This window comes from Pseudoalteromonas apostichopi (assembly GCF_030297135.1).
In the GTDB taxonomy this organism is placed as follows: Bacteria; Pseudomonadota; Gammaproteobacteria; order Enterobacterales; family Alteromonadaceae; genus Pseudoalteromonas; species Pseudoalteromonas apostichopi.
The window spans coordinates 1,556,688-1,569,493 of record NZ_AP028065.1; the positions used below are offsets into that span (position 1 = coordinate 1,556,688).

The 12,806-nt window shown below is 41.6% G+C and carries 9 protein-coding genes; 5 read left to right on the forward strand and 4 right to left on the reverse strand.

The genetic code is table 11. The features are described from left to right. The first annotated feature begins 1 nt into the window (after position 1). The 5 genes from QUE86_RS07020 (at position 2) to QUE86_RS07040 (ending at position 7,099) form a co-directional block, all read left to right on the forward strand. On the forward strand, positions 2–535 hold the full coding sequence (locus tag QUE86_RS07020) for a hypothetical protein (RefSeq protein WP_130050246.1): 534 nt from the start codon (positions 2–4) through the stop codon (positions 533–535). Next, entirely contained in the window at positions 535–1,317 is a 783-nt protein-coding gene (locus tag QUE86_RS07025; RefSeq protein ID WP_130050245.1) for a TatD family hydrolase, read from the forward strand. The genes QUE86_RS07020 and QUE86_RS07025 overlap by 1 nt, the downstream gene beginning before the upstream one ends. Before the next feature lies 1 nt (position 1,318). Further along, the gene (locus QUE86_RS07030; RefSeq protein ID WP_286260117.1) at positions 1,319–3,175 is read left to right on the forward strand and encodes a sensor domain-containing diguanylate cyclase; all 1,857 of its coding nucleotides are present in this window, start codon (positions 1,319–1,321) and stop codon (positions 3,173–3,175) included. Positions 3,176–3,187: 12 nt separating this feature from the next. Further along, on the forward strand, positions 3,188–4,198 hold the full coding sequence (hemB, locus tag QUE86_RS07035) for a porphobilinogen synthase (protein WP_286260119.1): 1,011 nt from the start codon (positions 3,188–3,190) through the stop codon (positions 4,196–4,198). A gap of 132 nt (positions 4,199–4,330) precedes the next feature. After that, the gene (locus QUE86_RS07040; protein WP_286260120.1) at positions 4,331–7,099 is read left to right on the forward strand and encodes an ExeM/NucH family extracellular endonuclease; all 2,769 of its coding nucleotides are present in this window, start codon (positions 4,331–4,333) and stop codon (positions 7,097–7,099) included. A gap of 51 nt (positions 7,100–7,150) precedes the next feature. Here the strand turns inward: QUE86_RS07040 and QUE86_RS07045 are convergent, their stop codons facing one another. From QUE86_RS07045 to QUE86_RS07060, 4 genes are all read right to left on the reverse strand, one after another. Beyond that, on the reverse strand, positions 7,151–7,549 hold the full coding sequence (locus QUE86_RS07045; RefSeq protein ID WP_286260122.1) for a hypothetical protein: 399 nt from the start codon (positions 7,547–7,549) through the stop codon (positions 7,151–7,153). Positions 7,550–8,115: 566 nt separating this feature from the next. Continuing rightward, a complete protein-coding gene (gene fusA, locus QUE86_RS07050) occupies positions 8,116–10,203 on the reverse strand; it encodes an elongation factor G (RefSeq protein WP_130050239.1) in 2,088 nt (695 codons plus the stop codon). A 210-nt stretch (positions 10,204–10,413) separates the two neighbouring features. Continuing rightward, on the reverse strand, positions 10,414–11,142 hold the full coding sequence (locus QUE86_RS07055; RefSeq protein ID WP_130050238.1) for a response regulator: 729 nt from the start codon (positions 11,140–11,142) through the stop codon (positions 10,414–10,416). 36 nt (positions 11,143–11,178) lie between these two features. Beyond that, on the reverse strand, positions 11,179–12,801 hold the full coding sequence (locus tag QUE86_RS07060) for an ATP-binding protein (protein WP_130050237.1): 1,623 nt from the start codon (positions 12,799–12,801) through the stop codon (positions 11,179–11,181). Positions 12,802–12,806 lie beyond the last annotated feature (5 nt).

Genomic DNA, 12,806 nt, shown 5'->3' on the forward strand with positions numbered 1-12,806 from the left:
AATGAAAAAACAACTCATTCCCTTCGTTGCTCTTTTAACAATTGCTGGTACTACTCAAGCAAACGAAGTTAACTTACAAGCACTACAAGCGTGTACTTTTGTTGAAAATGATTTTAATCGCTTACTTTGTTACGACAACGTAATGGCTGGTAAATCGCTGTCTAAACCAGCAACAAAACAACAAATTAAACAACCTGCAGCAAGCTCTACAGCAGCTGTTGTCGCGGCGCCTGTTGCAGCTGCAACAAGCGAACAAATTGTAAAAACAAAAAATGAAGACTTTGGTTTAGAGCATAAAGAAGTTGCAAAAGTTAACGATGACCAAATAAGTTCCTTAGTAAAAAGCGTAAAAAAAGCACCTTATGGTGAACTGATCATCGAGCTTGATAATGGTCAGCAATGGCGTCAAGTTGGCTCTGATAGCTTACGTTTAAAAGCACAAGATGTTGTCATAATTGAACGAGGTATTTTCAATTCTTTCCTCCTAAAAGTTAAAGGTCAAAACCGTTCGATTCGTGTAAAACGTACTAACTAATGAGCACTTCGCTAGTTGATGCTGGTGTCAACTTAAGCAATCATCAATTTGATGATATTCATGACGCTGTGTTACAACGTGCCGCTGAGGCAGATGTAACACAAATGCTGCTTATTGGCTGCGATCTTCAGAGCAGCCAAACTTCTTTGAAACTCGCCAAACAGTTCAATCAGTATTGCACAGCAGGGGTTCATCCTCACGATGCAAAAACAGCAGATAAACACCTTGAAGAACACTTAATGACTCTTAGCCAAAACATGGAAGTGGTTGCCATTGGTGAGTGTGGTTTAGATTACAATCGTGACTTTTCTCCTCGAGATGTGCAGCGTAGCGTGTTTAGACGCCAACTGAAGCTTGCTGAACAGCTTGATATGCCAGTGTACTTGCATGAACGAGATGCCTGCGAAGATATGCTCGCAATTTTGAGTGACTATAAGGTGCGAGGTGTATTGCACTGCTTTACTGGTGACCAAGATGCATTACAAAACTACCTAGCTATGGGGCTTTATATTGGTGTCACGGGCTGGGTATGCGATGAGCGCAGAGGTGAGCAACTACAGGCCTTGGTACCGTCAATTCCTTTGAATCGTTTGTTAATTGAGACCGATGCCCCCTTTTTGATGCCGAGAAATATCAGACCAAGACCGAAATCTCGCCGCAATGAGCCTCAGAACCTTCCTTATATATGCCAGCAAATTGCTGATTTGAAAGGATGCGAATTTACTGATGTTGCAAAACACACTACACTAAACTTTTGGCAATTATTTACCACTAAGGGTTAAGATGAAGCGCCTATGGTCACTGTGTGGCGTACTCTTCGTTGTTTTATTTACTCCTTACTTGCAGGCTAACTCCATTGTTGTTAGTTCACAATTCAAATCTCAACATACGCTTAATGTTGAGTACACTCTTGATCCTATTACTCAACAACAAGCATTTAGCAATGCTAATGTAAAATGGCAGACAATCGGAGGTGAAACCTTAAATCTAGGCATGATCTTAAAGCCCATGTGGCTCAAGCTATCGATAAAAAACACCTCATTAGATGATGTCCCTCTGATATTATCGATAGATAACCCTTTGCTCGATGAAGTAAGTGTCTTTCATCTGCAAGGTGGGCATGTATTATTTAACACCAAAATAGGTGACGCCGTTCCTTTAGCCAATCGTCAAATTAAGAATGAATCGCTGTTAGCCTCATTAACTATCCCAAAAGCCAGCCATTCCGAAATCTACCTTAAAGTTAAAAACAACGGTGGCTTAAGAGTGCCTCTAAGCCTTTGGAGCCCCGCTGAATACCTAAAACACAAAAGTAAGTTCAATTTATTGTACGGTTTATTAGTCGGTTTTATTTTATCGCTCGCACTCACTAATTTAGTACTTTATGGCTTTTCTAGGCGCCGCTATTTCGCCTACACAGGATTATTACTTACCTTACTTTGGTTGTCGTTAGTGTACCTTTATGGCTTTGGTTATCGTTACTTACAACCGAGCGGTTCATCGTTTCAACAATTGACTATTCCGACCCTATTTTTTATCTGTGGTGCGTTATTTGTGCCATTGCAAGGGTATATATTTGGCTTTGCCAAATCTCGCTTAAATCGCTTTAAGAATTGGTTAGCGTGGGTCGTAGTGCTTGTCACTGTAATAATGTGGTTCTTACCAATTCATATTGCAATTACACTTTGCTTATTAAGTTTACCTGTGGTGCTTATCATCTTTGCAAGTATTGCTCTAAAGCAGTTTAACCGTGAGTATAAACAGCCTTGTAGCGCTTTTCTAATCGCCCTATTCGCTTTTTTCTGCGCCATTATTTACAGCGCACTAGGAGTATTTAACCCATTTAATTTAAATATCGGCGTGCTTTCACTCACCTTCATTTGCTTTTTGGTTTGTAGCTTGAGCTTGAGTTATGCAGTCATAAAATTGTTTTTGATGCAGCGCGATGCTGAAGTCGCAGCACAACAAAATGCATTAGCAGAAAGCAAAGCTAAAGATACCTTAATGCGCGAACGCCTTGAACTGCAAGAACAAGCGCGCCAAGACCTTGAAGCAAATATCGAGGAGCGTACCTTTGAGTTACAAGTGACGTTACGCGAGCTTGAAGAGAAAAACCGAGAGCTTGAACAACTCAATATGGAAGACGCGCTGACAAAAACCAAGAACCGCCGTTACTTCGATAAAAAGCTACTGATGGATATTCGTCGCTCGCGACGTGAACAAACACCTTTAGCCATAATCATGTTAGATATTGACCATTTCAAAGCAATTAATGACACCTACGGTCATTTAAGTGGTGATCAAACCATTCAATCTGCTGCCGATGTCATTAAACAGCACTTGAAACGACCTCTCGATGAAGTGGCCCGCTACGGCGGCGAAGAATTTGTCGTGCTATTGCCTAATACGCCACTGACAGGTGCATTAGAAATTGCCGAACAAATACGCAAAGCCGCAGAAAAGACTGATATAATAGTTGCCGGAACAACGATTAAATTTACTTTGAGTGCAGGTGTTTACAGCGCAATTGCTGAAGACATTAATAACCCAAGTTTATTCACTGACTATGCCGACAAAGCCTTATATCATGCTAAGCAATCAGGTCGAAATCGCGTAGTGAGTTATCCTCTACCAAACTAGGAGTATACAAGCATGGCCCAATCAGGACTCGACCTTTTCCCTTATACACGTATGCGCCGCATGCGTCGTGATGGCTTCTCTCGTCGCCTAATGGCTGAAAACCAACTGACCGTTAATGACCTTATTTTTCCTGTATTTGTTTTAGAAGGTAAAAACCGCCGCGAAGCTATTGAGTCTATGCCAGGCGTAGAGCGCCTTTCTATTGATTTACTACTTGAAGAAGCAAAAGAACTCGTTGAATTAGGTGTACCTGCCGTTGCTCTTTTCCCCGTAACACCTAGCGATAAAAAATCTTTACTAGCTGAAGAAGCCTACAACCCTGATGCATTAGCACAGCGTACAGTTCGCGCATTAAAAGAAGCGCTTCCTGAGCTTGGTGTGATCACTGATGTTGCACTTGACCCGTTCACAGTACATGGCCAAGATGGCATAATTGATGAAGATGGTTACGTGATTAATGATGTAACAACTGAAATCTTAGTTAAGCAAGCGCTATCACATGCCGAAGCAGGTGCCGATATAGTCGCACCTTCAGATATGATGGATGGACGCATTGGTGCAATTCGTGAAGCACTCGAAGCCGAAGGCCATATCCACACTCGTATTATGGCTTACTCTGCAAAATACGCTTCAAGCTACTACGGTCCGTTCCGTGATGCAGTGGGCTCTGCAGGTAACTTGAAAGGCGCCGATAAAAAGACCTATCAAATGGACCCTGCCAACTCTGATGAAGCTATTCGTGAAGTAGCCCTTGACCTTCAAGAAGGTGCAGACATGGTAATGGTGAAACCTGGCATGCCATATTTAGATGTTGTACGTCGCGTAAAAGATGAATTTGGTGTACCAACATTTGCTTACCAAGTCAGTGGTGAATATGCCATGCATAAAGCAGCCATTGATAACGGTTGGCTTGCAGAAGAAGCAATAATCATGGAGTCATTATTAGCATTTAAGCGTGCTGGCGCAGATGGCATCCTAACTTATTTTGCAAAACAAGCAGCAGTTTGGTTAAAAAATAACTAATCTAAAGTAAATGTTCTAAAAATTGGAAATTATTCCTATTTTATTAACATTTTGTATTTAATTTGTCATAGATTTTTCTTAAAGTACTGTGTCCCATATTGGGACTTTAAAAATACATACACGGGAAAAATAATGATAAATACAAAATTAACGCCGCTCGCGCTTGTTATTGCAAGCCTGAGCGCGCCTGCTTCTGCCAACCTAATCATCTCTGAATACGTTGAAGGAAGCTCTAATAATAAAGCGGTAGAACTTTACAACAACTCTGGCGCTGAACTATCGCTTGATGGTTACACTATCTCTTTATACTCAAATGGTAATGGAGACCTAGCAGATCCAAACAACAGCTTAGCTTTAACAGGTACACTTGCAGCAAATGCGACCTACGTTATTGTTAACGCTGGTTCTGTTGATGAATTGAAGACAAAAGCCGATATAGAATCAACTATTACTTACTTCAACGGTGATGACGCACTAGTCCTAACTAAAGACGGTGAAATAGTTGATAGCTTTGGTCAACTAGGTGTTGATCCTGGTTCAGCATGGGATGAAGGTGGTGTAACAACAGCCAATAAAACACTACGTCGTAAAACGACTGTGACTTCAGGTCGTACTGATGCAACATCAGCATTTAACCCTAGCGAAGAATGGGAACAATTCGACCAAAATGATTTTAGCAATATTGGTCAATACGGTGAAAGCACAGAACCAACTCCTGAGCCAGAGCCAGTTACTCCGCTTGAGTGTGGAGCAACAAAAACATTAATCAACGCAATTCAAGGTGAAGGCGGCGACAGCCCACTTATTGACACTGAAGTTGAAGTTGAAGGTGTAGTGACCGCAGACTTCCAAGGTGATGATCAGCTAAAAGGCTTCTTTATTAGCTCACTTGCTGCGGATGCTGATACAAACCCACTTACCTCTGAAGGTGTATTTGTTTATTTCGCAGATACTGATGTTGCCGTTGGTGATCATGTACGTGTTAAAGGTAGCGTAGCTGAATACTACAGCGCGACACAGCTAGGTGATGTAAGCCAAGTTGAAATCTGTGCTACAGGCCTATCTACAGATCCAACCGTTGTTACTTTACCAGTTGCTGAAGTTGCAGACCTTGAAGCCTATGAAGGTATGTTAGTAACCATAGATCAACCTTTAGTTGTCAATAACAACTACGGTCTTGGCCGTTATGGTGAGGTTGACTTAGGTACTGAGCGTTTATACCAAGGTACTCAAATTGCACTACCGGGTGATGCAGCAAATGCTGTTGAAGCTGAAAACCTGAAAAAACAAATCTTACTCGACGATGGTTCAACAAAACAAAACCTTGATCCAATCGCCTACCCAGGCACAGGTCTTGATGCATATAACACATTACGTTTGGGTGACACAGTAAACACTGTTACTGGTGTGATGGGTTACAGTTTCAACCGTTACCGCATTCACCCTACAGTGCAACCTGAGTTTACAGCAACAAACCCACGTACCGATGCGCCAGAGCTTAACGAAGATTCAGATCTTCGTGTAGCGAGCTTCAACGTATTAAACTATTTCAATGGTGATGGCCAAGGCGCAGGTTTCCCAACTAGCCGTGGTGCAGACAGCGCAGAAGAGTTTATTCGTCAGCAAGCAAAAATTGTCAGTGCAATTACAGCTATCAATGCTGATGTCATTGGCTTAATGGAAATCGAAAACGATGGTTTCGGTGAAAACAGTGCTATTGCAAGCCTAGTTTCAGCACTTAATGACGAAGATGCAGAAAACACTTACGCATTTGTTGATTTTGATGTTGAAAAAATTGGTACTGATCAAATCACAACAGCTTTAATTTATCGCTCAAATAAAGTATCAGAAGTAGGTAAGGCAGCTCATACAACTGCTGAACCTTTTGATTACAGCAATCGTCCGCCTATTGCCCAAAGCTTCCAATCTCTTGAAAGCGAAGAAATCTTCACAGTTGCAGTTGCCCACTTAAAATCTAAAGGTGGCTGTGGCAGCGCTGAGGGTAATAATGCTGACTTAGGCGATGGTCAAGCCTGTTGGAATGAAATCCGTGTTGCGGGTGCTAATGCTTATGCAGATTGGTTAGCAACTTACCCAACTGAAGTTGAAGATGAAGATATCATCCTAGTGGGTGACATGAACTCTTACGCGATGGAAGATCCTATTCGTGCATTTGCAGACAAAGGTCTTAAGAGTGCGGTTGCTGAACTAGACGGTGATACATTAGGTTACTCTTATAGCTTCTCTGGCCGTATTGGTAGTCTTGACCACGCGCTAGTAACTGAATCTATGCTTGATAAAGTTGTTGCTGCGACTGATTGGCATATCAATGCCGATGAGCCAATCAGCCTAGACTACAACCTTGAGTATAAGTCAGCAACACAACAAGCAGGCCTTTATGCAGATAATGCATATCGTGCATCTGATCACGATCCTGTGATTATTGATATTCAATCTGCAGAGCCTATTCCTGAGCAACAAGCACCTATAATCGAAGCAGATCAAACATTCGAAATCGTAGAAAACAGTGAAATTGGCGCAGTTATAGGCCAATTAGTTTTCTCTGATGGCGATGCTGATTACACACCTGTAGTAAGTTTTAGTATTGTTGGTGAGCATGCAGATGCGATTGCAATCAGTGCCGCAGGTGAAATCACAGTTGCTAAAGAGCTAGATTTCGAAGAAGAAGACAAGCTTACGCTGATGATCCGTGCACAGGATAGCGCAGGCAACTTATCAGAAGCGCAACTGCTATACATCAACATTACTAACGATGAAGCAGATGATGTAACTGAAGAAGATGAAGCAGAGAAAGAGTCTAAAGATGATGATTCTGGTTCACTTGCTTGGTTAAGCTTACTAGCTTTACCATTTGCACTGCGTCGTCGTCTAAAGAAATAAACGACACAATATGAATAAATGGCCGCTTTCGCGGCCATTTTATTTGTATCGTTAAGCGATTTGTTCTTCTTTATTGTCAAGTTGGTAAAGTGCTGTTATCGAGCCCTGTTGCTGCTCATCAATTTGCCAATTAATAAACCTTAATACTTTGCCATTATTAAGGAAAACCCTAAAAACAGTCAAAAATGCCACCGATTTAAACTCAATTTCCTTAATGTCCTCAGCATTTATATAACGCTTTCCTAAGCCTAATGAGTAACATATCCCTGCCTTATAACAATATAAAGAGCGCATCCCTAAATAGCTCAGCACAAGAAATATAAGTAATACAGGCAAAATAATAATTAATAATGATGTTCCAAAGGAGTTGGCAACTAATGCAATAAGCATAGCCAACGCGATCTTGATTCCTTGTAAAATCCAGTTTGGACTTAACTTGATCATTTTCATAAATATAAATCTTAATTTGATAGCTTTAGAAAATTAATACTAAATAACTAAAAATGGTTGTTATCACGATTCTACATTGCTGAAAATAGGTACACAAGTGAATAAAAATACTTTATAAGTGCATTTCAATATTTGGATTGCAACCTGCTAAAAACACAGTCTTTTATGAAATATTAATTTTGTATGAAAATAACACTTAAAAAACCAACACCAAGACTTTAAGCTTAATGTTAGAGATATATAGATACTAAAGAATGAGATTATTGGATTGCGACAATTAATACCAATCCGCTTAATTAAGTAGTCTATTTTGAGGCAATTAAACCTCGTTGATAACAAGGCAAAAATTTCGTTATTTAGTTGTTCTAAATGAGAAATTTTTAACGCAGTTAGCGACAGGTTTAATCCCTCAAAATGATTAAGTATTATTGCGGGTTGGTATAAAAAGGACTGAACAAAAATCAACCATTTACATTGAATAGTTTTGTTTATATCAATTAAATATCTTTTTAGAATATAAAAAACCCGCAACTAGTGCGGGTTTTTTCAAAGAATTAAAAGGCTAATTACTTAGCAGCTTTTTTCTCTTTTTCTGCAGCGATTACTGTTTCAGCAACGTTTGCAGGACATGGTGCGTAGTGTGAGAACTCCATAGAGAACTGACCACGACCTGACGTGATTGTACGTAAGTGGCCGATGTAACCGAACATTTCAGAAAGTGGTACATCACCCTTGATGCGAACGCCCATTGCGCCAGCTTCTTGGTCTTTGATCATACCACGACGACGGTTAAGGTCACCGATTACGTCACCTACGTTGTCTTCCGGAGTGAATACGTCAACTTTCATGATTGGCTCAAGAAGTTGTGCACCCGCTTTAGGGATAGACTGACGGAAAGCGCCTTTAGCAGCGATTTCGAACGCGATTGCTGATGAGTCAACTGCGTGGAAAGCACCGTCGAAAAGTTCAACTTCAACGTCTAATACTGGGAAGCCAGCTAGAACACCTTCTTGCATCATTGATGCGAAGCCTTTCTCAACTGCAGGCCAGAATTCTTTAGGTACGTTACCACCAACAACTGATGAAGAGAACGTGAAGCCTGAGTTTTGCTCGCCTGGCTTGATGCGGTAATCGATCTTACCGAATTGACCAGAACCACCAGATTGTTTCTTATGCGTGTAGCTATCTTCGATTTCTTTCGTGATAGTTTCACGGTAAGCAACCTGAGGTTGACCAACAACTAGGTCTACGCCGTAAGTACGCTTAAGGATATCTACTTTGATATCTAAGTGAAGCTCACCCATACCTTTAAGGATGGTTTCGCCTGAATCTTCGTCAGTTTCAACTTGGAATGAAGGATCTTCTGCAACCATCTTACCGATCGCGATACCCATCTTCTCGTTACCGCCTTTGTCTTTAGGAGCAACAGCGATTGAGATTACTGGATCAGGGAAGATCATCGCTTCAAGTGTACATTCGTGCTTAGGATCACAAAGAGTGTGACCAGTTTGAACGTTCTTCATACCAACAACAGCGATGATGTCACCCGCTTGTGCTTCAGTAAGTTCGTTACGCTCGTCAGCTTGCATCTCAACCATACGGCCGATACGCTCTGTTTTACCAGTTGCTGAGTTAAGGATTGTGTCACCTTTCTTCATGCGACCAGCGTAGATACGGATGAACGTAAGTGCACCGAAACGGTCGTCCATGATTTTGAACGCTAACGCTTTAAGTGGCTCATCTGCAGAAACAGTTGCTACTTCACCAGTAGGCTCACCTGTTTCAGGATCAGTTAGAGGTTGTGGGTCAACTTCTGTAGGCGAAGGTAGGTAATCTACAACCGCGTCTAGTACTAACTGCATACCTTTGTTTTTGAATGCAGAACCACAGTATGTTGGGAAGAACGCAAGATCACGAGTACCTTTACGGATACAACGTTTGATATCTTCTAGAGAAGGCTCTTCACCTTCCATGTAAGCCATCATTAGGTCTTCGTCTTGCTCAACAGCAGACTCAACAAGCATTTCATGGTATTCATCAACTTTGTCTACCATGTCAGCTGGAACGTCTTGTACTTCGTAGTTTTCAGGAAGACCAGTCTCGTCCCAAACGTATGCTTTTTTCTCAAGTACGTCTACAACACCACAAAATTGGTCTTCGATACCGATTGGTAAAGTCATAACTAGTGGGTTAGCACCTAGTACTTTCTCAACTTGACCTACAACGCGGTAGAAATCAGCACCCATACGGTCTAATTTGTTTACGAAGATTACACGTGCAACTTCTGATTCGTTCGCATAACGCCAGTTAGTTTCTGACTGCGGCTCAACACCACCAGAACCACAGAATACACCGATACCACCGTCTAGCACTTTAAGTGAACGGTATACTTCTACTGTGAAGTCAACGTGTCCCGGAGTATCGATAACGTTTAAGCGGTGGCCTTTCCACTCACAAGTTACAGCTGCTGATTGGATTGTAATACCGCGCTCAGCTTCTTGTTCCATGAAGTCAGTAGTAGACTCACCGTCGTGTACCTCACCAGTCTTATGAATTTTACCCGTAAGCTTAAGGATACGCTCAGTGGTGGTAGTTTTACCCGCGTCAACGTGGGCGAAAATACCAATATTTCTGTACTTCGATAAATCTGCCATTATTTTACTCTTAATAAAGTCGAAAAATTATTCGGCGGGAGTATAGCATTACTTAAAGCGAACATCACCATCGAAGTCGCTTAAAATGCAATCAATTTTATAAAATTTTTCTATGCTCAGGATAAGCGGCACTTTTTAACGTGCTGAACAGTAAGTTTATGCTACTAAAATCGCTAATTTAGCGGTAATTTGGCAATTAAATGATGCGATTTAACTGCTTGTCATTTTATAACAGCGTTCGGGTCGACCGATACTCCCGTAGCTCTGATCAGCACTGACTTGCTCAGCTTCAAGCAAGTATTCGAGGTAACGGCGGGCTGTTGAGCGACTTACGCCCACTAAATCCCCCATTTGCTGAGCAGTAAAAGCCGTGCCAATATTCGCTTTAAAAGCTTTTAAGATCTTTTGCAAAGTAAGCTGATCCACCCCTTTTGGTAGCCTAACTGGCGTTTTTAACTGTTCTTGCGATCCAAATAAAGTATCGACCATAGATTGGGTTACTTCATCGGCATCTGAGAAACATTGTTGTCTTGCTTCGAATCGTGCCAATGCTTGATCTAAGCGATTTAGCATTAATGGCTTAACCAAGAAGTCACAAGCGCCAAGCTGCATGGCTTTTTCTAGTGTTTCTACTTCTTTTGCTGCGGTTAAAAGCATTACTTCGCTTTTCATTTCCTCGCGGCGCAACTCATTAAGTAAATCAAGACCATTGCCATCGGGTAAATGAATATCGAGCAAAATTAAATCGGCATTAACGGCCGATAATAACGCTTTCGCAGTGGCAAGATTGCCTGCAATACCAACAACCTGATATTGCCCTTGACGCAGTGTTTGCCGCGCCCCTTGTTGACCAGCTACGCCATGAGGAAGTAATAAATATTGCGCCAATAATTGGGCAACTTCTACTTCATCTTCAACAATGACAACTGAGTAAGTCATGTTCTTTACCTTTTATTTATAGGCTGATCATTTTTATTATTTTGGAATGTAGACACTTAAACGTGCCCCCATCAGATCAGACTCACCTATTTCTAAACTACCACGACACGAATCTAAGTTGGTTTTGACTAAATAAAGGCCAATACCATGCTCAGCCCCTGACTTAGAACTGTATTGTGGTGTAAATATCACATCCTTGTCATCGCCTAAACCAAAACCGCTGTCTTCGACATCAAACAATAATGTTTTACTGGTTTCATCAACCGTAACACGAACCTTAGGGGTACGTGTATCGCTAGCTCGAATAGCGGCTTCAATTGCGTTATCAATCAAATTGCCAAGTATCGAGACAACCCGTTCCAGCATATCTTTACGGGTGATTGATCCCAATAGGCTATCTGGATTAAGCTCAAGTATTACGTTTAATTCACGGGCTTTATGGTATTTACCAACAAGTAACCCAGCAAGTACCGGATCTTGGATCCTTTCGAGTAAATGATGGATCTGTGCTTGCGAGCCCTTGCTTTCTTGTCCAATTAACTCAATAGCCTGCTCAGTTTGTCCCATTTGAATTAATGCACCAATCAAGTTTAGCTTGTTTGAGTAATCATGAGTTTGTACTCGTAATAGCTCAGCAAAAGCTTGCACTTTAGTTAATTGCTGCGATAAATACTCAAGCTCATCCGCTGGGCGCATACTCAATAAAATCCCATCAGCCTGATCTTGCACTTGCAGTGCATATCGCGACAACACAATGCGTTTATCTGCAGCAAATAATTCAAAACCTACAATCGGACGCTGTTGGTTATGCATCAAAAACTCAGTATGTTCAGGAAGTAAATCTTCAAGCTTAAGTGGCTGATGAATGCAGCTGATCGGTTTACCAAGGATTTCGCAAGCACGTTGGTTTAAGTTACGCACGTTACCTTCTGGATCGAGGGCGATAATGCCGCTACGAACAGTATTCAAAATAGCATCTTGCTCTGAGAACAGCCTTGCAATTTCGTCAGGTTGTAAACCAAAAATAGCATTACGAACCCGTTGCCCGATATACACCGCAGCCAAAATACTTAAACCGACTAACAACAAGCCCCAAAGCATGATTTCAGCACTACGAGCACGAATGAGCGGTTCAATTGATTGTACTAAAAAGCCAACCGATACCAAGCCGATGACTTCGCCTTGTTCTGAGAGTACAGGGACTTTGCCACGGATAGACTCGCCCAAACTCCCCTTTGCAATCGACACATAACGCTCACCACGTAGCGCCGCTTTACTATCCCCACCCACCATAGGTTTACCCAGCTTGTCAGAGTCGGGGTGAACAATGCGACGGGTATTCCTATCACCGATAACAATAAAACTAGCTGCGGTTAGTTCACGAATATGCTCTATTTGCTTATTTAACTCATTAAGCCCTTGCTTCGTTTGTAATGCGTTTAGCACGTCATCTCGTGAAGCAATACTGGTTGCTAGCGAAAGCGCTTTATCACCCATGTGGTTATGTAAGCTTTCTGCAGTGATCTGATACACCAAAGCGCCAAACAACACAGCCTGTAAAACACATAGACCGGTAACCCAAATGATGAGCCGCGTTTCTAAGCGCTTTGGTTTTTTAACCACATGCTGAAATGGGTTTAGCTTATTGGTGTATCTCATATCAG

Coding starts and splice junctions, on each gene's coding strand:
- QUE86_RS07020 (WP_130050246.1), top strand. CDS start 2: ATGAAAAAACAACTCATTCCCTTCGTTGCTCTTTTAACAATTGCTGGT.
- QUE86_RS07025 (WP_130050245.1), top strand. CDS start 535: ATGAGCACTTCGCTAGTTGATGCTGGTGTCAACTTAAGCAATCATCAA.
- QUE86_RS07030 (WP_286260117.1), top strand. CDS start 1,319: ATGAAGCGCCTATGGTCACTGTGTGGCGTACTCTTCGTTGTTTTATTT.
- hemB (WP_286260119.1), top strand. CDS start 3,188: ATGGCCCAATCAGGACTCGACCTTTTCCCTTATACACGTATGCGCCGC.
- QUE86_RS07040 (WP_286260120.1), top strand. CDS start 4,331: ATGATAAATACAAAATTAACGCCGCTCGCGCTTGTTATTGCAAGCCTG.
- QUE86_RS07045 (WP_286260122.1), bottom strand. CDS start 7,549: ATGAAAATGATCAAGTTAAGTCCAAACTGGATTTTACAAGGAATCAAG.
- fusA (WP_130050239.1), bottom strand. CDS start 10,203: ATGGCAGATTTATCGAAGTACAGAAATATTGGTATTTTCGCCCACGTT.
- QUE86_RS07055 (WP_130050238.1), bottom strand. CDS start 11,142: ATGACTTACTCAGTTGTCATTGTTGAAGATGAAGTAGAAGTTGCCCAA.
- QUE86_RS07060 (WP_130050237.1), bottom strand. CDS start 12,801: ATGAGATACACCAATAAGCTAAACCCATTTCAGCATGTGGTTAAAAAA.